This window comes from Azospirillum endophyticum (assembly GCF_016595245.1).
GTDB lineage: Bacteria > Pseudomonadota > Alphaproteobacteria > Azospirillales > Azospirillaceae > Azospirillum > Azospirillum endophyticum.
The window spans coordinates 89,722-115,074 of record NZ_JAENHM010000095.1; the positions used below are offsets into that span (position 1 = coordinate 89,722).

Genomic DNA, 25,353 nt, shown 5'->3' on the forward strand with positions numbered 1-25,353 from the left:
CGCCGGCCCGCCCGGCGGAAAGGACCTTCCCATGCCCATCGAAACCGCGACGCTGATCGACGTCCATGCCCATGTCCGCCTGGAGGCGACCAACGGTGCCGCCGGCATCCACGGGCCGGAGCATGGCGTCGACGAGACCGGCCAGCCCTGGTACCGCGTCGGCAATTACCGGCTGAGCGGCGTCCGCCACCTGAACAGCCCCTTCACCGACCCGGAGCTGCGGCTGCGCCGCATGGACCAGGCCGGCATCGATTTCCAGGTGCTGTCGGCCAGTCCGCTGAACTACTTCCACCACATCGACGTGCCCTCGGCCGTGTCCTTCTGCCGCCGGCACAACGACGCGCTGGCCGAGCTGGTCGGGCGCTACCCCGACCGGCTGGGCGGACTGGCGGCCCTGCCGATGCAGGACCCGCGCGCCGCGACGGAGGAGCTGGAGCGCTCCGTCGGCGAGCTGGGACTGTGGGGGGCGGCGACCGGCACCGAATTCGCGGGCGAGCCGCTGCACAGCCCGGAGTTCGACAGGCTCTACGAGGCCTTCGTCCGGCTGGACGTGCCGCTGTTCCTGCATCCGGCTCCGGCCGGCATCGACGGGCCGCCCGGCGACCCGGCGCTGAAGCGTTTCGACCTCGACGTCATCATCGGCTTCGCCGCGCAGGAGACCATCGCCGTCGCCACCCTGATCTTCGGCGGCGTGCTGGAGCGCCACCCCCGGCTGGACGTCTGGATCAGCCATGGCGGCGGTGCCGCCGCCTTCACCGCCGGGCGGCTGGCGCAGGCCGGCATGAAGCGCCCGTGGGCCAGCCAGTCGATGAAGAAGGATGGCGCCTTCGAGGAGATGCTGTCGCGCCTGTGGTTCGACACGCACCTGAACGACGACCGGGCGCTGGCGCTGCTGACGCAGGTGGTGGGGCCGGACCGTCTGGTCTTCGGCACCAACTTCGCCGGCTGGGACCAGCCGGAGGATGGGCACCACGGCGCCATGTCGCCCGCGCTGGCCGGCAACGCCCGCCGCCTGCTGAGAAAAGACCCCACCAGAAAAGATAAGACCCACAACGGAGGGACGCCATGACCATCACCCGTTTCCTGACCCGCGCGCTGGCGGCGGTGCCGCTGATCGGCGGCCTGCTGGCCTCGGCGCCGCAGGCCCACGCGCTGGAGATCATGGCGTCCCATTATGGCGCCCTGCTGAACACCGCCCCCATCGCGGTGGCGCTGGAGCGCGGCGACTACAAGAAGAACGGTGTCGACGTCACCGACGTGATGAGCTCGGTCGGCGGCGGCACCGGCATCCGCAACATGGTGGGCGGCGGGCTCGGCTACGGCATCGTCAGCACCTCCACCGCGCTGGCCGGCATCAGGCAGGGGATGGACATCCGCATCGTCCATACCGCGATCCGCCGGGTGGACGACCTGCTGTGGGTGACGCGGCCGGACAGCGGCGTGTCCTCGGTCAAGGATCTGGTCGGCCGCAAGGTCGGCATCACCGCGCCGAAATCGTCGAGCGAGCTGATGGTCGTCATGGCCTTCGAGGCGGCCGGCTATCCCGGCAAGGCCGACATGGTGGCGCTGGGATCGGTCGGCTCGGGCCTGTCGGCGCTGGAGCAGGGCGGGGTGGATGCGGCGCTGATCCTGGAGCCGCTCTACAGCGCCCGCAAGGACCGCTACAAGGTCGCCTTCTCGCTGGAGAACCTGCCGTCGATGACGCCGACCGTCGGCGTCGCCACCGGCGACTTCATGCGCAAGAGCCCGGACCAGCTGCGCGGGCTGCTCGCCGCCTGGCGCTCCGCGGTGAACTTCATCTACGAGAACCCCGAAGAGGCCGCGAAGATGGTCGCCAAGCGCTATGGCGACACGCTGCCGGTCGATGTCGCCACCGCCTCGATGAAGCGCATGGCGGCGATCAAATACTGGAGCCAGGGCGATTTCGACATGGACGCCCTGAACATCTGGGTCAAGGGCATGGAACGCATGGGCGAATGGTCCGGCCCGGTCGACTGGTCGAAGGTGCTGGACAGCTCCTTCCTCGCCGCCGACCTGCGCAAGTGACGGAGGACCCCGCCATGACGCAGCAGACCCCGGCCACGGACGGCGCGCTGGCCGTCGTCATCGGCGGCGGCAACGGCATCGGCGAGGAGACCGCCCGGCTGATGGCGGCACGCGGCTGGCGGCTGGCCATCGCCGACCTCGACCCGGCTGCCGCGGAACGGGTGGCCGGCGACCTCGGCGGCGCCGCGCTGGCGCTCGACATCGCCGACGCCGCGGCGGTCGACGAGGCCGTCGCCGCCATCGAGGCGGCGCATGGTCCGGTCGGCGCGCTGGTGGTCGCCGCCGCCGTCTTCCAGCCGGTGCTGCCGCCGGCCGAGCTGCCGCTGGAGGTGTGGGAGCGCACAATCCACGTCAACCTGACCGGCACCTATTACGCCAACCGCGCCTTCGGCACCCGCATGGCGCGGCAGGGGCGGGGCAGCATCGTCAACATCGCGTCGATCGCCGCCATCGGCTCGGTGCCGGTCCATGCCTACGCGTCGAGCAAGGCGGGGGTGGTCAGCCTGACGCTGAACCTCGCCGGGGAATGGGGGCGCGCCGGGGTGCGGGTCAACTGCGTGTCGCCCGGCTCGACGTTGGTGCCGCGGGTGGTCGAACGGATCCGGTCGGGCCGCTACGCCGCCGATCCGGCCGAATTCACCGCGCTCGGCCGGATCGTCCAGCCGCGCGAGGTGGCGGAGAGCATCGAGTTCCTGGCCTCCGACCGGGCGTCGGCGATCACCGGCGTCAATCTGGTGGTGGATGCCGGATGGCACGTCGCCGGCAGCTGGGCGCAGTATGGCGGCGTCCGTCCGGCTCCGTCTTCCATCCAGGCGGCGGGGGGAGCGGCATGAACCCGCTGTCGCTCTCCTACTACACGGTGCCGGAGCTGTCGCCGCCCGACATGGTGACGGTGGCGGCGGACCAGGGCTGCGCCCATGTCGGCCTGCGCCTGCTGGGCGGCCAGCCCGACGGCGATCCGATGCCGCTGCTGGCCGACCCCGCCCTGCGGCGCGAGATGAAGCGGCGCATGGCCGACCGCGGCGTCACGGCGCTCGACGCCAACACCGCCCGCGTCCTGCCCCACACCGACCTCGACGCCTTCCGCCCCTTCCTGGAGGCGGCGGCCGAACTGGGCGCCCGCCATGTTCTGGCGACCGGCGACGACCCCGACGAGGGGCGGCTGGCGGCAAGGCTGGGACGGTTGTGCGACGATGCCGCCGGCTTCGGCCTGACCGTGCAGTTCGAGTTCGTGCCCTGGATGAGCGTGCCGAGCGCCGCCGCCGCCGCCCGGCTGATCGGCCGGGTGGAGCGCCCGAACATCGGCATCGCGCTCGACGCGCTGCATTACGACCGCTCCGGCGGCACGCCGGCCGAGCTGGCGGCGATCCCGCCCGGCCTGTTCGCCTACATGCATCTCTGCGACGCCCCGCGCGAGCATGGGACCGACCGCGAGTCCCTGCTGCACACCGCGGTGAAGGAGCGGCTGGTTCCCGGCGAGGGCGGCATCGACCTGACCGGGCTGCTGCGTGCGCTTCCGCCCGGCCTGCCGCTCGCCCTCGAAATCCCCACCGCCGCCCTGGCGCGGACGATGGAGGCGCCGGCCCGCGTGGCGCGCGCCGTCGCCGCCACCCGCCGCCTGCTGGCGGCGCTCTGACCCTTATCGATCGACGGCTTTCAGGAGGATCCACCATGGCCGCCAGCCCAGAGACCGGCACCGCCATCCGTGCCTGCGCCCAGGCGGTGATCCGGGCGATCGAGGCGCACGGACACGATACCGCCCGCCTGACGGCGGCGCTGCGCGAACCGCTGGCCGCGCTCGCCGCCCGGCCCGACCTGTGCACGGCCGGCGTGCCGCGCATCGGCAACCACGTCGCCAATTCCCAGTACCTCTACTATGACGGCGACCTGTCGATCCTGCTGTTCGAGCTGCCCGACGGCCAGCCCATCGCCGTCCACGACCATGGCAACTGGGAGAGCATGGCGATTTACCGGGGGCGGGTGAAGCACACCGTCTACGAGCGGCGCGACGACGGCTCGGTTCCTGGCAAGGCCGATCTGACAATGGTCGAGGACCGCGTGCTGGAGCCGGGCGACAGCGTGGTGATCGCCCCGCCCGCCGACATCCACGGCTTCATGGCGCTGGAGCAGGGAAGCTGGGGCATCACCGTGGCGAGCGGAACCTACAAGCCCGAGCGCAGCTATTTCCAGCCCGAGGCCGGAACCGTCGTCAGCAGGCGCCCGCGCGGCTGACGGGCCGCTGTCGCATGTACCGATAAACGCCCTCTCCCGTCCCGGGAGAGGGAGGGGACCCGCCGAAGGCGGGGAGGGTGAGGGGTGGTCCGAGAATCCCGGACCGCATGGTCCCAAAGTGCATGGCTTCGTGCCCAACCCCTCACCCTTCCCATGCTGCGCATGGGCCCCTTCCCTCTCCCGGGGCGGGAGAGGGAGCAATAGGCGATCGTCTTGGACCGAAGGTTTGCGGCATCCGGAAAAGGAAGACCACAGCGATGGATATGGGACTGAAGGGCAAGGTCGCGCTGGTGCTCGGCGGCAGCCAGGGCATCGGACGGGCGGCGGCGCTGGGGTTCGCGCGCGAAGGCTGCGCCGTCGCCATCTGTGGCCGCGACCCCGGCCGGCTGGAGGAGGCGAGGGCGCTTCTGGAGGCGGCCGGCGGCCCGGTTCTGGCGGTGCCGGCCGATGTCGGCGACCCGGAGGCGGTGGAGCGGCTGGTCGACGAGGTCGCCGACGCCTTCGGCACCATCCACATCCTGGTCAACAACGCCGCCGGTCCGAAACCCGGCCCCTTCGACGGGCTGAGCGGCGCCGACTGGGAGGACGCCTTCCGCCTGACGCTGATGTCGGCGGTCAACGCCACCCGCGCAGCCCTTCCCCACATGCGCCGGCAGCGCTGGGGGCGGGTGGTCAACATCAGCTCCTATTCGGTCAAGCAGCCGATCGGCGAGCTGATGCTGTCCAACAGCCTGCGGCTGGGGGCGCTGGGCTGGGCCAAGACGATGGCGACGCAGCTGGCGCCGGAGAACATCCTGGTCAACACCGTCTGTCCCGGCTGGACGGCGACCGACCGCATGACCCAGGTGGTCGGCGCCCGCGCCGCCGCCCAGGGCCGGACCGCGGAGGACACCGCGGCCGGCATCGCCGCCGGCATCCCGCTCGGCCGCTTCGCCCGGCCCGAGGAGGTCGCCGACCTGATCGTCTTCCTGGCTTCCGAACGCGCCAGTTACCTGACCGGCACCGCCATCCCGGTGGACGGCGGCATCGTGCAGAGCGCGCTGTGATGATCGCAGAGCACGCTGTGATGGGTGCAGAGCGCGCTGTGATGGGTGCCCCGTCAACCCTCAAAACCCGCTTTCCCGGGAGGATCGCATGACCAAGACCGCTCTGGTGACCGGAGCCGGCGGCGGACTGGGCGCGGCCATCGCGCGCCGTCTGGCCGGCGAAGGGTACCGCGTGGCGCTGCTCGACCTCGATGCCGCCGGGCTGGAGGTGGAGGCCGCGCGCATTCCCGGCGCCCTGGCCTTCACCGCCGACGTGACCGACGAGGCGCAGATCGACGCGGTGGTCGCCGCGATGGCGGAGGCTTTCGGCGACGGACCCGACGTGCTGGTCAACAATGCCGGCATCGTCCGTTTCGGCGACATCCTCGACCACAGCGTCGCCGATTTCCGCCGCGTGGTGGACGTGAACCTGACCGGCACCTTCATCGTCACCCGCGCCGTCGCGCGCCGGATGGCGGAGCGCGGATCGGGGGCGATCGTCAACATCACCTCGCTGAACGCCGTCGCCCCCAGCCCCGACGCCGGCGCCTACCCGGCGACCAAGGCGGCGGTCGCGCTGCTGACCGAGCATCTGGCGCTGGCGCTGGCGCCGCGCGGCGTCCGGGTGAACGCCGTCGCCCCCGGTTTCATCGACGCCGGCATGTCGGCGCCGATCTACGCCGACGCGGAGGTGCGCGCGGTGCGCGGCGGCGCCGTGCCCGCCCGGTCGCTCGGCACCGCCGACGATGTCGCCGACGCGGTGCTGTTCCTGGTCTCCGACCAAGCGCGCTACATCCACGGCCAGCATCTGATGGTCGACGGCGGCGTGTCCTTCAGCCTGAAGATGCACCTGCCCCGCCGCGCCCCGGCAGTCAAATCGCCAGCAGTCAAGCCGCCGGCGGGCGACCGATGAACGGGGCGGTCCGCAACCTGATCCTGACCGGCGGCATCGGCCATCCCTTTGCCGAAGCCGCTCCGGCGCTGGAGCGGATTCTGGCTGAGGCCGGCGCGGGAATCGTCTCGACCGTCACCGACGACATCGAGGCCGGGCTGGAGGCGCTGGAACGGGGCGGTTTCGACCTGCTCACCGTCTACGCGCTGCGCTGGCGGATGCTGGGCAGCGAGAAATATGCCCCGCACCGCGAGCGCTGGGCCTTCTCGCTGTCGCCGGACGGACGGCAGCGGCTGTCGCGCTTCGTCGCCGGCGGGGGCGGGCTGCTGGGCCTGCACACCGCGCTGATCTGCTTCGACGACTGGCCGGAGTGGAAAGATCTGCTGGGCGGCGCCTGGGTCTGGGGCCGCTCCGCCCATCCGCCGCGCGGTCCGGTGACCCTGATCCCGACGGACATGCCGCATCCCCTCACCGCCGGCCTGCCGCCCTTCACCGTCACCGACGAGACCTATGGCGACTTCGATCTGGCCGCCGACGTCCAGCCGCTGGCGATGGTGGCGCCGGAGGGGGGAAGCGCTTGGCCCGCCTTGTGGGCACGCGATTTCGGGCGGGGCCGGGTGGTGGCCGACACGCTGGGCCACGACCGCGCCTCCCTGGAACACCCGGTGCACCGCCAAGTCCTGACGCGCGCCGCCCTCTGGGCCTGCCGCCGTCCGCTCTGAGACCGATACGACCTGCAAGAGGAACCGTCCCGATGACCAGCCTCCCTGCCCAAGCCGCCGCTCCGGCCGCCGCTCCGACCGATGCCTCGACCGCTCCCCTGTTCACGCCGCTCGACGGCATCATCGGGGCGGAGACCGACAGGCTCGACCTGTCCCGGCCGCTCGACGATGCGACGGTCGATGCGGTGCGCGCGGCCTTCCGCGACCATCACCTGCTGGTGATCCGCAACCAGTCGCTCGACAAGGAGCGCATGTACCGCTTCGCCGAACTGTTCGGGCCGATCGAAGGCCACATGATCCGGCTGGCCGACGGGTCGAAGTGGGACGCGGTCCACACCATCACCAACCTGGACGCCGCCGGCAACCCGGTGGCCAAGCCCTTCATCAGCTCCAACTATTTCTGGCACACCGACAAGTCCTTCCTGCGCGAGCCGTCGCTGCTGACGATGCTGCAGGCGGTGGAACTGCCGCCGAACGGCGGCGACACCCAGTTCGCCGACATGACCGCCGCCTACGACGCGTTGCCGGAGGCGACGCGCCGGCGGATCGACGGGTTGAAGTCGGTGCAGAGCCTGGAATTCATGCGGCGCTACACCGGCAGCGCCCCGCCGACCGAGGACGACATCGCCGCCGCCCCACCCATCGCCCATCCCCTGGTCCGCACCCATCCCGAGACCGGCCGCAAGAGCCTCTATATCGGCATGTACAGCTCCCACATCGAGGGCATGCCGGAAGAGGAGGGGCGTGCATTGCTGGAGGAACTGCTGGAGCACGCGACGCAGGACCGCTTCGTCCACGCCCACCGCTGGCGGCACGGCGATCTCGTCTTCTGGGACAACCGCTGCCTGCTGCACCGAGCCACCGCCAATTACGAGATGGGCAAGCACCGCCGCGTGCTGATGCGGGTGGTGGTGAAGGGAAGCGTGCCGGACTGACGGCTAAAACCTCGTGCGTTTGCCATGAACCGCACGAGGTTTTAAGTTTTGGATGGTGCCATGGTGGAGTGACCGCGGCAGGTCGGCTCCGGGAAGCCAGGTGCGGTTCAGGTCTTGAGGAATTTCCCGACCCACAGGCCGCCGGTGTAGCGTGCGGCCTTCCTGGTCGGCAGCGTGTGATTGGTGCCGATGACCTTGTCGCCATAGGACACGTTGGTCCGCGGACCAAGGAACAGCGCACCGTAATTGGTCATGTTCCTGAGGAAATAGTCCGGATCGCGGGTCATCACCTGCACATGCTCGGATGCGATGCGGTCGGCTTCCCGCAACATGTCCTCGTCGCTGTCGCAGACGATCACCTCGCCAGAGGCTTCCCAGGCCCGCCGCGCGACGGCGCCCGTCGGCAGGATGTCGAGCAGCCGTTCGATCTGCCTGATGGTGTCCTGCGCCAGCGCCTCCGACGTGGTCAGCAGGATTGCGGGAGAATCCGGCCCGTGTTCGGCCTGTCCCAGCAGGTCGGTGGCGCAGAGTTCGCCGCCAACGGTTTCGTCCGCGATCACTAGCGTCTCGGTCGGGCCGGCGAACAGGTCGATGCCGACACGCCCGAACAGTTGGCGCTTGGCTTCCGCCACATAGGCGTTTCCGGGGCCGACCAGCATATCCACCGGAGCGATGCGCTCGGTGCCGATCGCGAGCGCGCCGATCGCCTGGACACCGCCCAGGCAATAAATCTCGTCGGCGCCGGCAAGATGCTGGGCGGCGACGATCGCGGGTGCCGGTCCACCCAGATGGGGCGGGGCGCAGGTCGCCACCCGCGGGACGCCGGCAATTTTGGCCGTCAGCACCGACATTTGGGCCGAGGCGAGCAAAGGATATTTGCCGCCGGGCACATAGCAGCCCACCGAATTGACCGGGATGTTCTTGTGGCCGAGGATGACCCCGGGCAGGGTCTCCACCTCCACCTCCACCTCCACCTCCACATCGCGCAGAGCATCCCGTTGGTACTGGGCGAAGTTGCGGATTTGGTCCTGGGCGAAGCGGATGTCGTCGAGATCACGCGCCGAGAGCTGGGCAAGGCAGTCGCGGATTTCGGCATCGGTCAACCGATAATCGGCGCGGTCCTATTTGTCGAACTTCACCGACAGCTCGCGGACCGCGGCGTCGCCGCGGGCGGCGATGTCGGCCAATAGGCCTTCCACGGTATAGCGGACCTGCCGGTCTCCTTCCGCGACGATCGCGGAATCCGCGCCGCGCTTGAGCCACTTGGCCATGGGTCTTCCTCCCGAACACAGGATTTTGGAAGGCTCATTCGGAAATGAGCCTTCTGGAACTTGGGGACTCGTTCTCACCGCCTGCCGGAGGGATGGCGGTCGGGGGCTCCGTCAGGCGGCCGACAACGCCATTCCAAGGCTGGCGGCCACGGCCGGATGGGTGATCCGCCCGCCGCGAACGTTCAGGCCGTTCCTGAGGTGCGGGTCGTCCTGGACCGCGTCGATCCCCCTGGCCACCAGGGCCAATCCGAACGGCAGGGTCGCATTGTTGAGCGCCGTGCTGGAGGTCAACGGCACCGCGCCCGGCATATTGGCGACGCAGTAATGGATGATCCCGTCGACCTCGTAGGTCGGTGCCTCGTGCGTGGTCGGACGCGAGGTTTCGAAGCAGCCGCCCTGGTCGATCGCGACATCGACCGGCACCGAACCCTTGCGCATCGCCGACAATTGGGGACGGGAAACGAACTTGGGCGCACTGGCGCTGGGGATCAGCACCGCTACAGGATCATCCTGAGGAAATCCCTTGCCCGATCGGTGGATGGCGCCGAGAAGAAGGTGGCGGGATCGCTCTGCTCGACGATGGCTCCGCGATCCATGAAGACGATCCGGTCGGCGACCTCGCGGGCGAACCCCATTTCGTGGGTCACGCAGAGCATCGTCATTCCATCACTCGCCAAGGATTTCATCGTCTCGAGAACCTCCTTGACCATTTCCGGATCGAGCGCGGAGGTCGGCTCGTCGAACAGCATGATCCTGGGCTGCATGCAGAGGGCGCGGGCGATCGCGGCCCGTTGCTGCTGCCCGCCGGACAGTTGAGAGGGATATTTGCCCGCCTGGTCAGCGATCCGCACACGGTGCAGGAAATGAATGGCCAACTCCCGTGCCTTTTCCCGCCCGATGCCCTTGACCCTCATCGGCGCCAAGCAGCAGTTGTCGAGAATGGTCAGGTGAGGAAACAGGTTGAAATTCTGGAAGACCATGCCGGTATCCCGCCGGACGGCGGCGATATCCTTGCCGTTGTTGGTCAGTTCCATGCCATTGACGACGATGCGCCCGCGATTGTGCCGCTCGATGTGGTTGATGCAGCGGATCAGGGTCGATTTGCCAGACCCCGAAGGGCCGCATATGATGACTTTTTCCCCCTTGCTGATCACCAGGTCGACGCCCGAAAGCGCTTGGAACTCACCGTAGATTTTGCACACACTCTCCAGGCGGATGATCGGTTCCTCACTCCTCGGCGTCGTGGATTTTTCCGCATCGGCGATTTGAATGTCCATGGGCCTCTTTCCAACCGTTCAAAGGTCTGCCAGGAATTTGCGAATTCGGTGGTCACCGCTGTGCCGCGTGGCCGGCCGTTCGGCGCTTGAGGATGGCGACGCAGTGCGATGCCAGGCTGCAGATGGTCAGGTAGACCAAGGCCACGGTCACATAGAGCTCCACGAACCGGCCATTGAGCTGGACAAGCTTCGATGTCGCCCCGACAAGATCCGTCAGGGAAAGCACATAAACCAGCGAAGTATCCTGAAATAGAATTATGGTCTGGCTGAGGACGATCGGCGCCACCGTCCTGGCGACCTGGGGAAGGACGACGTAGCGGTAGGTTTGCGGCGTGGTGAGGCCGAGGGACTGCGAGGCCTCGACCTGACCGCGACTCAGGGCGCGCAGTCCGACCCGGATGATCTCGGAATAATAAGCGGCTTCGAACAGGCAGAAGGTGATGAATGCTGTCGACGTCGGACCGATCGAGACGGGCCGTCCGTCCGGCGACAGCGACCCGAGGATGACCGGGGCCAGGAAGAAGAACCAGAACAGGACGAGGATCAGCGGAATGGACCGCATCGTCGCGATGTAGATCCGGGCGGCATGGCCCAGCACCGGGATCTCCAGATGCTGCGCCAGGGCAAGGCCGGTTCCGAGCAGGATTCCGGCCGTGAAGGCCGTTGCGGTCAGTGCCAGGGAGAAGGCGAGACCCGAACACAGATAAGGCCAAGCCTGAAGGACGATGGTGAAATCGATGGCTTGCATGTTTAGGCCTCCTTCGCCGTCCGCAGGCGACCGTAACGCGGGCGGCTGCGCTGTGCCGGCCCCGGGATGTGGAAACGGCGGTCGACCAGGGTCATCAGGCCATAGGCCACGAGGGCCAGGGTCAGATAGGCAAGGGTGGCTGCACCGAACGCGGCGAAGGTCTGGAAGGTTTCCTCGCTGACCTGACGCGCCTGGGCGGTGAGTTCCAGCAGGCCGATGGTCAAAGCCACCGACGTGTTCTTGTAGATCGCCATCACTTCGCTGGTCAGGCTGGGCACGATCAGCCGCAGGGCCTGCGGCAGGATCACCAGCCGGTAGGCTTGAACGGACGAAAGCCCCAATGCCCGCGTGGCTTCGGCCTGTCCCTTCGGCAAGGCCTCGATCCCGGCCCGGACCTGTTCGGCGACGCGCGACGCCGTATAGAAGGACAGGCAGGCCAGAGCCGGCAGGAAGCTTCCCCAAGGCGGTGGCAGCTGTTTGAGCCAGTGGCCGGCCGCGGCCGGCAGGATTTCGGGCAGGACGAAGTACCAGAGGAACATCTGGACGAGGACGGGAATGTTCCGGAAGATTTCGACATACAGGCGCGCCAGGAGCGCTACGGACCGGATTTCGACTGTCCTGCCGACGCCGACCAGGATGCCGACAGCAAAAGCAATCCACCATCCGAAAAAGGCCAGGGCGAGGGTCCAGCCAAGCCCCGACATCAACCAGTCCAGATAGCGTTGGCCATCGGACGCTTGATCGAAAAGAACATCGAACATTCGGCAACCCCTCGGCGCGGCTTCAGGTCGGCCCATCGGCACCGGACGGTGCCGACGCCCTTTTCAGGCGTCGGACCGGGGCTTAAGGAGCGAGGGCGTCGCTGGGATGGACGATGCGTTCCTTCAGGGCCGCGCTCATCGGCAGATTGAGGCTCATCCCGGTCGGCGGGATCGCCTGTACGAACCAGCGGTCGTACATCCGGTCGAACTCGCCCGACGCCATCACCCGCGCCAGCACCCCGTCGACCAGTTGCTTAAAGCCGGCATCGTCGCGGGCGAACATCAAGCCGTAGAAAGTGCTGTCGCCGCGGGAGTCCAGCAGGACGGCAAAGGCTTTCGGATCGGGTGCGTTGGCCACCAACCCGGCTTGCAGGATGTCGTCTTCGAACCAGGCAGCGGCCCGGCCGGTGCGGAGCATCAGCAAGGATTCCGCCTGATCCTTGGTTTGGATGAAGGCCAGGCCGAGGGATTTTTCGCGATTGATCCGCTCGGCGACCGAACGGTTGAGCGACCCTTGGGTCACGACGACGGGTTTTCCCTTCAGATCCTCCGCCTTGGCGATCCCCGAAGAGGCGAGGGTCAGCCAGTTGGCTTGGCTGACGAACGTCGCGACCGAGAAGGCGACCTGCTTCTGGCGTTCGGCGGTGTTGGTCGTGCTGCCGCATTCGAGATCGACGGTGCCGTTCTGGATCAGCGGAATGCGGTTCGACGCGTTGACGGCCACATAGGCGATCTTGAGATCGGGACGCTTCAGCTCCGCCTTCACATGCTCGGCCACCGCTTGGCACAGATCGATGGACAAGCCCACCGGTTTCTGGTTGCCGTCCAGGTAGGAGAAGGGAACCGACGATTCACGATAGCCGAGCGTCAGCGTGCCGGTGTCCGCGATCTTGGCAAGCGTCTTGCCGTCGGCCGCGGCCGCCCCGGTGAGCGCCATCAGGCCGAGAGCGCCAAGGGCGGCACCGACGAAGAAGTGACGTGATTGCATGAAGCCTCCTGTCGGCCGCTCTTGGGCGACCCTGGCCCTAAGCCGGTATGCCCAGATCGGGTCATGGATGGTCCGGCCTGGGCATGCTTGCGGGCTTTATGGTTTTGCAGAATTTCCGAGCCCGGCCATCTGTGGGCGGAGGTCGGAAATCCAACTCGGGTCTCTGCGATCGGGCGGCCAGGGAGGTCGTCCGTCCGGAAACCTCCTCCGCGTTCCCCCGGTCAGGCCGCCTTGCTCGCCGCCAACTCGTCCAGGCTTGCGCGCAGGGACTGGTCGAGGATGTCGACCGCGCGGTCGATCTCCTCGGTCGAGACGGTCAGTGGCGGTGCGATGCGCCATACCGAACCGCGTTCCGGCCGCCGGCGGATGTTCATGCTCAGGCCGCGTTCGAAGCACTTCTGGGTGGTCAATGCGCCCAGCTGGTGGGCCGGGGTGCGGGAGGTCCGATCGGTGACGAGTTCGACGCCGAGCAGCAGGCCGAGCCCCCGAATGTCGCCGATGGCCTCGTAGCGCTGCTGCAATTCCTCCAGCCGGCCGCGCAGATAAGCCCCCATGACGTTCGCCCGCGCGACCAGGCTCTCGCGCTGGATGACGTTGAGGACCGCCAGTCCGACCTCGGCGGCGAGCGGGTCCGAGACGTGGCTGGTGTAGAAGGCGAATTTCTTGGAATGGATGTCGTCCTCGATCTTCGCGGTCGTGGAAACCGCCGCAACCGGCAGGCCGCCGCCCAGCGTCTTCGACATCGTCATGATGTCCGGCACGACGCCGAAATATTCCGCTCCCGTCCGGGTCCCGATGCGGCCGAACGCCGTCTGGGCCTCGTCGAAGATCAGCAGCATGCCACGGTCGTCGGCGGCCTTCCGCAGCGCCTGCATGAAGGCCTTCGGCGGCACCAGCACCCCGCCGGCGCTGACCACCGGTTCCACGATGATTGCAGCGCCGCGGCCGGTCGACTGCATGTCGAACATCTTGAGCGCAAGGTCGAGATTGGCCAGCGCCGCCTCGTCCTCGGTCGCCTTGTCGATGTAGGGCCGATAGGCGTTCGGTTCGGGGATGACGTAGATGCCGGATACCGGAACGCCATAACCCTTGCGGTCGCTTGCCATCGAGACCGCGCTGGCCCCACCGGTGATGCCGTGCCAGGAGCCGCCCAGCGCCAGGACCTCGAAGCCGCCGGTGTACATCTTCGCCATGCGAAGGGCGACCTCGCTGGCCTCGGAGCCGGTATTGATGAAGATCGAGCGCTTGAGATCCCCCGGCAGCCAGTCTCGCGCCAGCGTCTGGGCGAGTTCGGCCACCACCTCCGGGATCATTCCGCTGAAGAAATGGAAGGCCTTTTCACCGGCGCGATGCACCGCGTCAACGATGGCTGGATGATTGTGGCCGATCGTTGCGCACATCTGACCCGACGTGAAGTCGAGATATTCCCGCCCTTGACTGTCCTTTACGATGGTTCCCTTGGCCGACGTAAACAGCGTCGGGAAGACGTCGCCACCATATCTGACCAGGTGTTCCTGGGCCAGATTGTAAAGATCTTCCTTCATTATCAGTTTTCCTTTGGAGACGTGATCGATCTGTCTTTGCAGACCGAAAGAAATTCTGTTGCGGAGACTTCCGAATTTCCGGATTTATCTGCAGGCTTTGCAGTAATTATGAACCATACCGGTCAGTATCTTCTCAGATTTACTTGCTCGCCCTTGACAAAATTGATACAAAATGTTTCATGGTCGAACCAGTCGAAAAAAATCAGCGCGGTGTGAGATGAATTCAACAGCCGGTCCCAAGCGCCCCCGACTGCCGCCGCTCAAGGCTCTGCTTGCCTTCGACGCAGCCTGCCGGCATGGCAGCTTCAGCCAGGGTGCCGAGGAACTTGGCGTGACTCCTTCGGCCGTGAGCCACCAAATTCAACAGTTGGAGGATTTTCTAGGCATACCCCTCTTTCAGAGGCATGCGGGCCGGGCGGTTCTCACGAATACGGGACAGTCCTTCTCCCGGGATATCGATCACGCGCTGGGACTGATTGCCGAGGCGACCCGGCGAGCCGCTCCACAATCCCAGATCGGGCACCTTGTCATCGCGTCCGGCCCCAGCTTCGCGGCCAAATGGCTACAACCGCGCCTTCCACAGTTCCTTGCCGCCAATCCAGGGGTGGCAGTACGGCTGTCGACACTGTCCGATCGCGGTGATCTGGACAATGTGCGGTTTGATATCGCGATATCCTATGGACGGCCGGCATCGCCGCAATGGCATGCCGAGCCTTTGCTGATTGAAAGACTCCGTCCCTTTTGCTCTCCACAGCTTGCTGAATCGCTAGGTCTGAAGACGGTCGACGACTTGGCGGGAGCCACGCTGATCCATTCCGTCAACGCCCTGACTTGGGCCGAATATCTTCGCACCATCGGCTATGAGGGGCTCAAACCGGCGAATGAGCTCTGGCTTGACCGATCGACCATGGCAATCGACGCCGCGGTCGCGGGCATGGGTGTTGTCCTTGAAAGCGAACTGTTGACTGCAAGGGAGGTTCACGACGGCAAGCTCATCCCATTATACGAGGGTGAGGCCTTGCAGGTGGAAACGACGTCCTATTTCCTGGTCAAGCCACCCGGATACCGGCACGGCACGCAGATTGCGGCATTCGAAAAATGGCTGCGAAACGGGATCGCCGACGAGAGGAAAGTATGGTTTCAGTAGATGCGCCCAATCCGTGGAAACGGGCAGTGAGAGGCTGTGAGTTATGCGCGATGGCTTTCCGCCGCCCTACCTGCGTCGATGCGGAGCCCGGGAAACTCTCACATGAGGGCATGATTGAACTGGCAGCGGCCCGACGTTTCGTCGCCGGGCCGGAAATCGCCAGGGTGAACGTGTATGAAAACTGCCGCTACTGCCCGGCTTGACGATTCCCGAGGCGAATTCGGCAGCACCTCGGGCGGCGGGGACGCCGGTGGATGTCGGCCCAGGCCGCTTTCCGAAGAAACGGCGCGCGGAACCACTGTACCCGCGCGCCGGCTTGAACGCTCAGAACGGCTGCTGGAGCAGGCCGAGCAACCCCTTCACGCCCGACACGAAGTTCCCGACGCGCAGGTTTTCGTCATAGCTGTGCTGGTTGTTGTCGGCATTCACCAGCGGGACGATGACGAAGGGAACCTTCAGCGCCTCGACCGCCGCGCCGGTCGGCACCGTGCCGCCCATCATGCGGATGCGCACCGGCTCCTCGCCATAGGTGGCCTTGTAGGAGCGGTACAGCCACTCGCCGACCGGGGACTGCATGTCGGTGCGTGCCGCCGAACTGGAGGCGGACACCTCCTCCGACGCCAGCGACGCCAGCTTGTCGTATTTGGCCCGATCCTCGTCCGTCGGGGTCCCCTGGACCAGATGATAGCCCTGGGCCTCGATGTGCGTCTTCAGCATGCCGATCAGCTGCTCCGGCGGTGTCTCCGGAACCGTGCGCAGGTCGAGTTCGGCGACGGCGCTTTCCGGGATGATCGTGCGGGCCTTGGCGCCCACGTCGGCCGCCGCGATGCCGCGGACGTTCAGCGACGGGTATTGCAGGGCCTCCTGGTAGTTCTTGCCGACCTTCTCGGCCTGCGCGATGCCCAGGCGCTTGCGCAGCGCGGCTTCGTCGTCGGGGACGGCGGACATGATCTTTTCCGCGGCCGCGTCGATCTTCACGGAGTCATAATAGCCGGGAATGGTCACCCGGCCGTTCTCGTCCTTCATCGACGCCAGAAGCTGGGCCAGCCGCATGGCGGGATTGGCCGCGTAGTTGCCGAAATGGCCGCTGTGCAGGCCCTGCTTGGCTCCGAAGACGGTCAGGGTCGCCTGGGCGACGCCCCGGTTGCCGAAGACCAGTGTCGGCTTGTTGGTCTGGTGCATGGGGCCGTCCAGCACCAGCAGCGCGTCGTTCTTCAGCAGCTCGGCATTCTGCCGGATGACCTCGCCCAGGGACGGCGATCCCTTCTCCTCTTCGGAATCCAGGATGACCTTGACGTTGACGCCGGGCGCCTGGCCCGTCTCCTTCAGGGCGTCGATGGCCGTCAGCAGCATCATGATCGGCCCCTTGTCGTCCGACGACGACCGGGCGAACAGCCGCCAGTCCGGATCGACCTGCTCGCCGTAGAGCTTTTCCAGCGGGATCGTTTCCCACTCGCCCTTGTCGGTCTTCCGCTTCAGCGCGGCCTCCCAGGGGCTTTTCTGCTTCCACTGCTGCGGAGTGACCGACTGCCCGTCCAGATGTGCGTAGAACAGGATGGTCTTCTTGGCGGGATCGGCGCCCGGCAGTTCCGCGTACAGCATCGGCTTGCCGTTGTTCGCCAGCTGCCGCGTCTGGAAGCCCCGCTTCTGGAAAGCCTGCTCCAGCCATGCGGTGTTCTTCTGAATGTCGGCGGGAACAACAGCATCGTTTGGGAGAGAAAGAAGCTCGACGAATTCCTTATAATTCGCGGATGCATGCTTCGCCGCCAGCGTATCGACGGACGTAGATGCTGCATTTGCCTGCATCGGCAAGAGGAAGCAAGCGCCAAGGATCAGCGCCTGCTTGAGAAAAATTCCTTCGTTCCGCAGCATCTTCTTCCCTCTCTTGTGTTCGTGACACAAGCTGTACGAAGAAATCACCAACAACGTCAAGTTTTGTTGCAGTTTTCACAGGACTGACCTGCGTGAGCGGCACGGCTTTCGGGCGGTGTACGCCCTGGACGTGCATGCCGCGCCGTCGTTGAGGGCAGTGGTGAGATCGTTCTGCAGGCCCGAGGGGTCTTCCAACCATCTGCGTGCAGCCGCCGCCCGTATCCGCAGCTTCCAACTGCCCGGATTCCGCTCGGCGGCGATCCGTCAGCGTGGCGCCATCGTCGATCCCCGCACGATCAACGTCGTGTCAAGAAGGCACCGGGAGGGCTCGATTCCAGGGGAGCGCAGGCGGCGAATGAGCAATTCGGCGGCCGCCTTGCCCATTTCGTAGACCGGTTGTGACAGGGCAGTGATGTTCGGTTCCACAAAGGTCATCCATTCCATGTCGTCGTAAGCCACGAAGGACAGGTCTTCGGGAATGCGGATGCCCAGGCTGCGGCAGGCCTGATAGGCGCCATGGGTCATGACGTTGTCCACGGTGAAGATCGCCGAGGGTGGGGGATCGAGCCTCAGCGTCGCCAGCGTCTGCTCCCGCGCCGTGGCGGGATCGTAGGATCCGGTGCCGCGGATCAGCCTTGGATCGACTGGGACTCCCGCTGCTTCGTGCGCCTGGATGTATCCCAGAAGCCGGGCGCCGCTCGGCATCAGCATCCGGACATCCGGCGCCGCCGCGGCGCCGATCCAGTTCGGCCATTCCTTGTCGAGAGCCGTGCGAAGCTCCGCGATGATCGCGATCCGCCGGTGTCCCAGGGCAAGCAGGTGGCCGACCGCCGTCCGGCTGGCGCCCACACTGTCGGTCAGGACCGCGTCGGCCGCCAGTCCCGCGACATCGCGGTCGAGCAACACCACCGGCGTGCCGCCCTGCACCGCGTCGATCAGGTGGTCGGCGTCGACCGGGCTCGCCGGTGACACGATGATGCCGTCGACCTGCTTTTGCAGCAGCAGACCGACGGCCTCGCGCTCCAGGGCCACGTCCTCGTCGCTGTTGGTCAGGATGGTACCGAAGCCGTCCCGCCGCGCGACATCCCCGATCCCCCGCATGGCGCTGGCGAAGAACGGGTTGGCGATGTCTGCGCCGACGACGCCGATCGTGTTGGTGCGGCCGGTGATCATGCTGCGCGCCAGACTGTTCGGCCGGTAGCCCAACGCTTCGGCGGCCTTGCGCACCCGCTCGCGGATTTCTTCCCGCACATAGCCGTAGTCGCCGAGCGCCCGCCCCGCCGTCGCGGCGGATACGCCCGCCTCCTTGGCCACGTCGGCGATGGTGGCGCGGCGGCGCTCGGTGTTCATCGGGGAGGATGCCATGGCTGGAGATTCTTCGTTTCGGTATCGCCGGGAGCGCCCTACCCGGACGGGAATTGGGCGCCGCATGCTACTCGCCTTTCCCAATCGGGCAAAGCCGCTCGCCGGAGCCCTTCGCGGCCCGGGAGCCCGAGCAGGATTTCCGAACTCCGCCCATGGATGGACGGGCCCGGAAATCCTGCAAAACCTGCCTAGAAGCCGACCTGCGGATCAGGACGGGAGCCGTCGGAAAATCGAGTGATCGAAAAGGGCGTCACGTCCACCGCCGGTCGGCTGCCGGTGGCGAGGTCCGCCAACACATGCCCGGCACCGGGGCCGAGCGTGAAGCCGTGACCCGAAAAGCCGGTCCCGATATGGAATCCCGGAATGGCCGGAACGCTGGAGATCACCGGAATAGCGTCCGGGGTGACGTCCAGCAATCCGGCCCAGCTCTGCTCGACCGCCACGGTTCCGAAGATCGGGAACCGCTCGACGAGCCGTCGCCTCGCCTCGTCGATGAAGCGCTGATCGGGGCCGGGGTCGTTGACGCGGGTCCGCTCGTAAGCCGAGGCGGCCTCCGGGGGCTGGCGGCGCGCATCACGCAATTCGGTCATGAACCGGCCGGCGGTCGGCCGCAGCCGGCGCCACGACATGCGCAGCATCGGCGTGAAGTCGCGCAGGAACCGGAAGCTGGACGGCGTGATCGGGGCCAGCGTGTTGAAGGGATCGCCGATGGTGTAGCCGCCATCAGCCCGGCGTCGGAACGAGTAGTGTTGCGTCACCGCCGCCGGCAAAGGACCGCCGGCCAGGGGGGCCGTCCTCATGACCGACGCCTGCACCAGCAACTGCGACAGCCTGACGTCCAGGCTGTCGCAGAACAGGCGGCTCCAGGCTCCGCCCGCCAGCACGACCGCATCCGCCTTGATCCGGCCGCGTTCGGTCCACACGCCGGAAACCCGGCCGGCCTCGGTGTCCAGCGCCCGCACCGCACAGTTGGTCAGGATGACGGCGCCACCGCGTTGGGCGGCCCTGGCGATGGCCGGAGCCGCGCGTTGCGGTTCGGCGACGGCGTCGCCGCTGGCGAACAGCCCTCCCTTGAACGGCCGGGTGGCGCCGGGGAAAAGGGTGGCGACCTCGGCACCGGAGAGCATGCGGGCGTCGAGACCTTGGGGGGCCGCCCTGCGGATCCAGGCTTCGGCCACCGCGATGGGAGCGTCGCTGTCGTAGAGCCTCGCGATGCCGGTGGCCCGGTATCCGATATCGGCTTCGACCAGTTCCGGCATCCCGCGCCACAGGCGTGCCGACAGGATGCTGATCGGGATTTCCCGATCGTCGCGTCCGCAGGTGATGATCCAGCCCCAGTTGCGGCTGGATTGCTCACCGGCGATATGGCCCTTCTCGCAGAGGACCACCGGGACGCCCTTCCGGGCGAGGAAGAGAGCGGTGCTCGTCCCGACGATGCCGCCGCCGATCACCACGACCGCCGTTTCCGCCGGGACATCGGCGTCGGCGGTCACGTCTTCCACGATCAAACCCATCAAGCGCGTCCTTCCAAGCTGGTCGACAGAAACGGCCGGTCCGTCAGCGCTGCATGAAGTTGTCCCAGCGCTCCAGCACGGCGGCGTTGTTTTGCGCCCACCAAACCTCGTCCAGCTTGATCTGGGTCTTCATGTTTTCCGGCGCGGTGTTGATCCGGGCAATCTGCTCCGGCGACAGGATCTTGGTGTCGAAGGCCTTCAGGTTTGACGGACCGTAATCGACTGTCAGCGGGAAATGCGCCTGCTGCTCGGGCGAGAAGAACATCGCCAGCGCCTTCATCGCCATGTCCTTGTGCGGCGCGCCCTTGGGAATGGCGAAGGCGTCGCCGGTCAGGATGCCCTGGTTGAAGGTGAAGCCGGCTTTGCCGCCGTCGCGCATCACGCTGGAGGCCCGGCCGTTCCAGATCTGGATGTAATCGACCTCGCCGTCCTTGAGCAGCTGCGCAGACTGGGCGCCTGAATCCCACCAAGCTTCGATCTGCGGCTTGATCTGCTCCAGCTTCCGGAATGCGCGGTCGACGTCCAGCGGATAGAGCTTGTCAGGCGCCACGCCGTCGGCCAGCAGCGCCATTTCCAGGTTGCCGCGCGGATACTTGAAGACGGAGCGGGCGCCGGGGAACGTCTTGGTGTCGAAGAAGTCGGCCCAGCTTTTCATCGTCTTGCCGCCGGGCTGCCCGGTCTTGGTATTCCAGGCGATGACGGTGCTGTAGTAGTAGGCGGGAATGCAGTAATCCATGTCCGACGGTGACTCGATGCCGTCGGTGTTGACGATCTTCCGGTCGATCTTCTCCAGGATGCCTTCCTTGGCGGCCTGCTGGCACTCGTCCAGGCCAAGCTGCGCTATGTCCCAGGTGACCGCCCCACTGCGAACCTGAAGCCGGATGTCACGCACGTTCTGGATGGTTTCCTCCTTGAACGTCACGCCCAGTGCCTTGGCGGTGGGTTCAAAGAAGGCAGCGCGTTCCGCATCGGCGATGATGCCGCCGCCGGTGGCGACCGTCAGTTGCTGCGCGTCGGCGCCGCCGAGCGGGACCGTTGCCACCAGAAGGCCGGACAGGACTCCCGGCAGGAAAACGGCAGGGAGGGTTTTCGCTGTCATGATGTTCCTCTTTCCCAGAATCGTGAGCCTTGTTTTGTCATGAGATCGTTCTCATACTGTGTGAGAACGTTCTTACCCGGCGGCGCTCCTGTCAAGACAGATCCTGCGCAGGAGTCGAAAGAGCAGAGCGGGTGGGTTCGATCCAGATAGGAGACACCATTGACCAAGCTCAGCCCGAGCCAGCTTTGCGGCACCAATTTCAGCTACTATCGCTTCTCGTTCGATCGTTTCCTGGACGACATGGTGGCGCTCGACCTCCAGACCGTGGAGATCTGGGGCGTGGCGCCCCACCTGCACGTCGATCACGTGACCTCGGCGGATCTCAAGCGGATCAAGGGCCAGTTGAGAGAACGGGGCCTCAGACTGGCTTGCTTCACGCCGGAGCAGATCCTCTACCCGATCAACATCGCGTCCGCCGAAGATTGGATGCGGGATCGCAGCATCGCGTTCTTCCGGCGCGCGGCCGAGATCGCATCGGAACTCGAATGCCCGCACCTGTTCCTGACGTCGGGTGCCGGATATCAGGACCATCCGCGCGAACCGGCATGGCGGCGTTCAGCCGACGCCCTGGCTGAGATCGCCGACCATGCGTCCTCGCTGGGGGTCACCGGCGTGCTGGAAGCCCTCCAGCCGCGTGAGTCCAACCTGATTCTGTCGGTGGCGGACTTGATCCGGATGCGCTCCGACGCCGACACGCCGAACCTGAAGATCGCGCTCGACACCGTCGCCATGGCGGTCGCCGGGGAAGACGTCACCGACTATACGGCGGCGTTCGGCGACGACATCCGCCATGTGCACTTCATCGACGGCAATCCCGCCGGCCACATGGCCTGGGGCGACGGCAACCTGCCGATGGAGACCTATCTGAACGACCTGGCCGCGGCGGGCTACGGCGGCTGCCTGTCGTTCGAGTTCTCGGCCTCGCGCTATGCGCTGGACCCGCTGACGCCGGTCCGCCAGTGCGTGGACCGCGTCCGCGCGGCGCTGGCGGCGTGATGCCCAGAGTGCGACCGGTTCAGACGCCATCGTCTTGAAGCGTGGATCGCACGGAAAATGAAAAGCCCGGAGTCCCTCGGACGCTCATTGAAGCCTCTGAGGAACTCCGGTGGCGGAGGCCCCTCAGAGCCGCCGGCCCTTTCCGGTTCCAGCGGCCACCATGAAGATGAACACGCCGACGATGCTCATGACGATCAGGATCGAGGACACCGCCGCGATGGTCGGATCCAACTGGTCGCGTAGCGACAAGAACATCTTCTTCGTCAGCAGCGTGTTGTCGCCGCCGGCGATGAACAGCGAAATCACCACTTCATCCAGCGAGGTGATGAAGGCGAACAGCGCGCCGGCCAGAACCGACAGCTTGATCCGCGGCAGCGTTATGCCGAGGAACGCCCGGACCGGATGGGCGCCCAGGCTCTGCGCCGCGATTTCAAGGTTGTGGTCGAATGTCTTCAATCCCGACAGCGTCGTCACCACCACGAAGGGCAGGGCGAGGGCCGTGTGGGCCGTGACGATGCCCGGCAGTGAATTGACCAGCCCCAACCGGATGTAGAGGAAGAAGACGCCGATGCCCAGGATGATGACCGGGACGACCTGAGGCAGCAGGAAGACCCCCTTCAATATCTGGGCGGTCGTGATCCGGCTTCGCGACAGGGCAACCGCCGCGGCCACGCCCAAGGGCGTCGCCAGAAGCGTCGTCAGGCTCGAGACGATCAGCGAGTTGCGGGTGGCCTGCAGCCACTCGGACGAGCCGAAGAAGGTCTCGTACCAGCGAAACGACCATTCGCGCGGCGGGAACTCCAGGTAGTTCGATGCCGAGAGGCTCATCGGCACGACCACCAGCACGGGAGCCAGCAGGAAGAACAGGACGATCACCAGCAGCGCGTGGAGCCAGAGGCGCCGCCATGGCGACAGGTAGGCATTCGTGGAATCCATCACGCGTCCCCTAGTCGGTAGCGCGCCCGCCGAGCAGGCGGCTCGCGAGAAGCATCAGGCCGACGATCACGACCAGCACGACGGCCAGTGCGCTGGCGGCGCCCCAGTCGGCGTAGACGATGACGTTCTGCTGGATCTTGATCGACAGGGTCGTGACGTTGCCGCCTCCCAGAAGCTGCGGCGTCACGTAGAAGCCGAGGCAGAGCACGAAGGTCAGCAGGGCTCCGGCGATCAGGCCTTGCTTCGACAGCGGCAGGAACACGTCGAAGAAGGCGCGCGTCGGCGTGGCGCCCAGGCTGTAGGCCGCCCGCGTCAGGTTGCCGTCGATCGACCGCATCGACGCGTAGAGCGGAAAGATGAAGAAGGGCAGCATGATGTGCACCATGCCGACCGTCGTTCCGAAGAAGCTGTTGGACATGCGCAGAGGCCGTTCGATCAGCCCGCCGTCCAGCAGCCAGCCGTTGAGGATGCCGTTTCGCTGCAGGATCACCATCCAGGCGTAGGTCCGGACCAGCAGCGAGGTCCAGAACGGGATGGCGACGCAGGCCAGCGCCAGCGCCGACAGGCGTGGCGGCAGCAGCGTTATGGCGTAGGTCGCGGGATAGCCGACCAGCACGGTGATCGCCGTCACCAGCCCGGCCAGCTGGAACGTCGTCAGGAAGATCGCCGCATAGCTGGAATTGTCGATCATGCGCTGGTAATGCGCCAGCGACGGCATCCCGTCGACGGAGAAGGACAGGAAACCCAGCCAGATGGCGGGGACGATCACCACCGCCACGATCATCAGGCTCGGCAGCACCATCAGCGCCAGCTCGGCCTTGCTGCGGGTTTCCAGCGCGGACAGCAGGCGCGCGTTCAGTCGGAGGCTCATCGCGCGTGGTCTCCGGCTGATGTCCCGCTGACCACCCAGGCGTCCTCCTCGTGGATCGCCATGCGGAACAGGCTGCCGATGCCTGGAAGGTCGCGCATCGTGTTCTGGCGGGTCCCCCGCTGCAGCTTCAGGCGCGTCCCGTCGGCCAATGTGGCGTGAACGACCACCAGGTCGCCTTGGAACAGCACCTCCTCCGCCACCCCATCGAAATGGATCAGGTTGGGCTGGCGATCGGATGACGAGACGATCTCGATCTTCTCCGGCCGCAGCAGCAGCAGGGGATCGGCCTTGCCGGCGACATGCGCTGCCCGGAACCCCTCGGAGACGGCGAGACCGACCCCGCCCTCCCGGGACGTCAGCGGCACGAAGGCGCTGTCGCCGATGAAGTCAGCGACGAAGCGGTCGACCGGCTTGTCGTAGATGTCGCGCGGCGACGCGATCTGGCGGACGCGGCCCGCCTTCAGCACCGCCACACGGTCGGACATGGTCAGCGCCTCCTTCTGGTCGTGGGTGACGTAGACGATCGTGCGGCCGAGCGTTTCGTGAAGGCGCTTCAGTTCGACCTGCATCTCCTCGCGCAGCCGCTTGTCGAGGGCGGAGAGCGGTTCGTCCATCAGGATGATGTTGGGCTCGAACACGATGGCGCGGGCGACCGCCACCCGCTGCCGCTGCCCGCCGGAAAGCTGGTCGATTCGCCGGTCGGCATATTGCTCCATCCGCACCGCCACCAGCGCGCGCTTCGTCCTGTCATCCCGCTCGCCACGCCCGACGCCGCGCAGCTTGAGCGGATAGGCCACATTCTCCCCCACGCTCATGTGCGGGAAGAGAGCGTAGTTCTGGAACACCATGCCGATGTTCCGCTTATGGGGCGCCAAGGTCACGATCTCCCGACCGTCCACCTTGATGCTGCCGGAATTCGGCCTCACGAAGCCGGCGATCGTCATCAGGAGCGTGGTCTTACCCGAACCGGAGGGGCCCAGCAGCGTCAGGAACTCGGCAGCCTTGATCGAGACGGAGATGTCGTCGAGCACGCTCAGCGAGCCGTAGGTCTTTCTCAGTCCCGCGATTTCTATCGATGAAGCCATGGTCTCCCTCGCACCTTTGCCGCTGGG

General features: G+C 66.5%; 27 protein-coding genes. 11 read left to right on the plus strand and 16 right to left on the minus strand.

Going from position 1 to position 25,353, the window contains the following annotated elements; genetic code table 11:
* Positions 1 to 31: 31 nt before the first annotated feature.
* From JHL17_RS36600 to JHL17_RS36640, 9 genes are all read left to right on the plus strand, one after another.
* Positions 32 to 1,069, plus strand: a complete 1,038-nt coding sequence (locus JHL17_RS36600) for an amidohydrolase family protein (RefSeq protein WP_200199581.1) — start codon at positions 32 to 34, stop codon at positions 1,067 to 1,069.
* A complete protein-coding gene (locus JHL17_RS36605) occupies positions 1,066 to 2,046 on the plus strand; it encodes an ABC transporter substrate-binding protein (RefSeq protein ID WP_109050181.1) in 981 nt (326 codons plus the stop codon). The genes JHL17_RS36600 and JHL17_RS36605 overlap by 4 nt, the downstream gene beginning before the upstream one ends.
* A gap of 14 nt (positions 2,047 to 2,060) precedes the next feature.
* Positions 2,061 to 2,879 (plus strand): SDR family NAD(P)-dependent oxidoreductase, encoded by an 819-nt coding sequence (locus tag JHL17_RS36610; protein WP_200199582.1) that lies wholly within the window; start codon positions 2,061 to 2,063, stop codon positions 2,877 to 2,879.
* Complete coding sequence (locus JHL17_RS36615) at positions 2,876 to 3,682, plus strand: sugar phosphate isomerase/epimerase family protein (protein ID WP_200199583.1); 807 nt, start codon at positions 2,876 to 2,878, stop codon at positions 3,680 to 3,682. The genes JHL17_RS36610 and JHL17_RS36615 overlap by 4 nt, the downstream gene beginning before the upstream one ends.
* Before the next feature lie 35 nt (positions 3,683 to 3,717).
* Complete coding sequence (locus tag JHL17_RS36620; RefSeq protein ID WP_200199584.1) at positions 3,718 to 4,278, plus strand: cupin domain-containing protein; 561 nt, start codon at positions 3,718 to 3,720, stop codon at positions 4,276 to 4,278.
* Between the two features lie 257 nt (positions 4,279 to 4,535).
* Positions 4,536 to 5,324 carry an SDR family oxidoreductase gene (locus JHL17_RS36625; RefSeq protein ID WP_200199585.1) on the plus strand — a complete coding sequence of 263 codons (789 nt, stop codon included), beginning with the start codon at positions 4,536 to 4,538 and terminating at the stop codon, positions 5,322 to 5,324.
* Between the two features lie 88 nt (positions 5,325 to 5,412).
* The gene (locus tag JHL17_RS36630; protein ID WP_200199586.1) at positions 5,413 to 6,216 is read left to right on the plus strand and encodes an SDR family NAD(P)-dependent oxidoreductase; all 804 of its coding nucleotides are present in this window, start codon (positions 5,413 to 5,415) and stop codon (positions 6,214 to 6,216) included.
* Positions 6,213 to 6,917 (plus strand): ThuA domain-containing protein, encoded by a 705-nt coding sequence (locus tag JHL17_RS36635; protein WP_200199587.1) that lies wholly within the window; start codon positions 6,213 to 6,215, stop codon positions 6,915 to 6,917. Before JHL17_RS36630 ends, JHL17_RS36635 begins: the two co-directional genes overlap by 4 nt.
* Positions 6,918 to 6,949: 32 nt before the next feature.
* A complete protein-coding gene (locus JHL17_RS36640; RefSeq protein WP_200199588.1) occupies positions 6,950 to 7,852 on the plus strand; it encodes a TauD/TfdA dioxygenase family protein in 903 nt (300 codons plus the stop codon).
* A 107-nt stretch (positions 7,853 to 7,959) separates the two neighbouring features.
* Here the strand turns inward: JHL17_RS36640 and hisD are convergent, their stop codons facing one another.
* The 8 genes from hisD to JHL17_RS36675 all read right to left on the minus strand — a co-directional run bounded on the left by hisD (position 7,960) and on the right by JHL17_RS36675 (position 14,441).
* A complete protein-coding gene (hisD, locus tag JHL17_RS36645; RefSeq protein WP_247894095.1) occupies positions 7,960 to 8,955 on the minus strand; it encodes a histidinol dehydrogenase in 996 nt (331 codons plus the stop codon).
* 18 nt (positions 8,956 to 8,973) lie between these two features.
* Positions 8,974 to 9,123 (minus strand): hypothetical protein, encoded by a 150-nt coding sequence (locus tag JHL17_RS37515; RefSeq protein ID WP_247894096.1) that lies wholly within the window; start codon positions 9,121 to 9,123, stop codon positions 8,974 to 8,976.
* A 111-nt stretch (positions 9,124 to 9,234) separates the two neighbouring features.
* Entirely contained in the window at positions 9,235 to 9,618 is a 384-nt protein-coding gene (locus tag JHL17_RS36650) for a hypothetical protein (RefSeq protein ID WP_425599678.1), read from the minus strand.
* 2 nt (positions 9,619 to 9,620) lie between these two features.
* Positions 9,621 to 10,400, minus strand: a complete 780-nt coding sequence (locus tag JHL17_RS36655; RefSeq protein WP_200199589.1) for an amino acid ABC transporter ATP-binding protein — start codon at positions 10,398 to 10,400, stop codon at positions 9,621 to 9,623.
* Between the two features lie 52 nt (positions 10,401 to 10,452).
* Positions 10,453 to 11,148, minus strand: a complete 696-nt coding sequence (locus JHL17_RS36660; protein ID WP_200199590.1) for an amino acid ABC transporter permease — start codon at positions 11,146 to 11,148, stop codon at positions 10,453 to 10,455.
* Between the two features lie 2 nt (positions 11,149 to 11,150).
* Positions 11,151 to 11,945, minus strand: a complete 795-nt coding sequence (locus JHL17_RS36665; protein ID WP_247894097.1) for an amino acid ABC transporter permease — start codon at positions 11,943 to 11,945, stop codon at positions 11,151 to 11,153.
* Between the two features lie 46 nt (positions 11,946 to 11,991).
* Positions 11,992 to 12,897, minus strand: coding sequence for an amino acid ABC transporter substrate-binding protein (locus JHL17_RS36670; protein WP_200199591.1), 906 nt, complete (start codon positions 12,895 to 12,897; stop codon positions 11,992 to 11,994).
* A 221-nt stretch (positions 12,898 to 13,118) separates the two neighbouring features.
* Complete coding sequence (locus JHL17_RS36675; protein WP_200199592.1) at positions 13,119 to 14,441, minus strand: aspartate aminotransferase family protein; 1,323 nt, start codon at positions 14,439 to 14,441, stop codon at positions 13,119 to 13,121.
* Positions 14,442 to 14,658: 217 nt separating this feature from the next.
* Between JHL17_RS36675 and JHL17_RS36680 the strand changes: the two genes are divergently transcribed.
* Positions 14,659 to 15,588, plus strand: a complete 930-nt coding sequence (locus tag JHL17_RS36680; RefSeq protein ID WP_200199593.1) for a LysR substrate-binding domain-containing protein — start codon at positions 14,659 to 14,661, stop codon at positions 15,586 to 15,588.
* Positions 15,589 to 15,912: 324 nt separating this feature from the next.
* Here JHL17_RS36680 and JHL17_RS36685 read toward each other — a convergent pair whose 3' ends face one another.
* The 5 genes from JHL17_RS36685 to JHL17_RS36705 form a co-directional block, all read right to left on the minus strand.
* A complete protein-coding gene (locus JHL17_RS36685) occupies positions 15,913 to 17,190 on the minus strand; it encodes a M20/M25/M40 family metallo-hydrolase (RefSeq protein WP_200199594.1) in 1,278 nt (425 codons plus the stop codon).
* A gap of 136 nt (positions 17,191 to 17,326) precedes the next feature.
* On the minus strand, positions 17,327 to 17,596 hold the full coding sequence (locus JHL17_RS36690) for a hypothetical protein (protein WP_200199595.1): 270 nt from the start codon (positions 17,594 to 17,596) through the stop codon (positions 17,327 to 17,329).
* A gap of 128 nt (positions 17,597 to 17,724) precedes the next feature.
* Positions 17,725 to 18,825, minus strand: a complete 1,101-nt coding sequence (locus tag JHL17_RS36695) for a LacI family DNA-binding transcriptional regulator (RefSeq protein ID WP_200199596.1) — start codon at positions 18,823 to 18,825, stop codon at positions 17,725 to 17,727.
* A 188-nt stretch (positions 18,826 to 19,013) separates the two neighbouring features.
* Positions 19,014 to 20,339 (minus strand): NAD(P)/FAD-dependent oxidoreductase, encoded by a 1,326-nt coding sequence (locus JHL17_RS36700; protein WP_200199597.1) that lies wholly within the window; start codon positions 20,337 to 20,339, stop codon positions 19,014 to 19,016.
* A 43-nt stretch (positions 20,340 to 20,382) separates the two neighbouring features.
* Positions 20,383 to 21,438, minus strand: coding sequence for an ABC transporter substrate-binding protein (locus JHL17_RS36705; protein ID WP_200199598.1), 1,056 nt, complete (start codon positions 21,436 to 21,438; stop codon positions 20,383 to 20,385).
* A gap of 159 nt (positions 21,439 to 21,597) precedes the next feature.
* Between JHL17_RS36705 and JHL17_RS36710 the strand changes: the two genes are divergently transcribed.
* Complete coding sequence (locus tag JHL17_RS36710) at positions 21,598 to 22,434, plus strand: sugar phosphate isomerase/epimerase family protein (RefSeq protein ID WP_200199599.1); 837 nt, start codon at positions 21,598 to 21,600, stop codon at positions 22,432 to 22,434.
* Between the two features lie 123 nt (positions 22,435 to 22,557).
* Here the strand turns inward: JHL17_RS36710 and JHL17_RS36715 are convergent, their stop codons facing one another.
* From JHL17_RS36715 to JHL17_RS36725, 3 genes are read right to left on the minus strand one after another with little or no spacing between them, the layout of a single operon-like run.
* The gene (locus JHL17_RS36715; protein WP_200199600.1) at positions 22,558 to 23,370 is read right to left on the minus strand and encodes an ABC transporter permease; all 813 of its coding nucleotides are present in this window, start codon (positions 23,368 to 23,370) and stop codon (positions 22,558 to 22,560) included.
* 10 nt (positions 23,371 to 23,380) lie between these two features.
* Positions 23,381 to 24,241, minus strand: coding sequence for an ABC transporter permease (locus tag JHL17_RS36720; protein WP_200199601.1), 861 nt, complete (start codon positions 24,239 to 24,241; stop codon positions 23,381 to 23,383).
* On the minus strand, positions 24,238 to 25,326 hold the full coding sequence (locus JHL17_RS36725) for an ABC transporter ATP-binding protein (protein ID WP_200199602.1): 1,089 nt from the start codon (positions 25,324 to 25,326) through the stop codon (positions 24,238 to 24,240). The genes JHL17_RS36720 and JHL17_RS36725 overlap by 4 nt, the downstream gene beginning before the upstream one ends.
* Positions 25,327 to 25,353 lie beyond the last annotated feature (27 nt).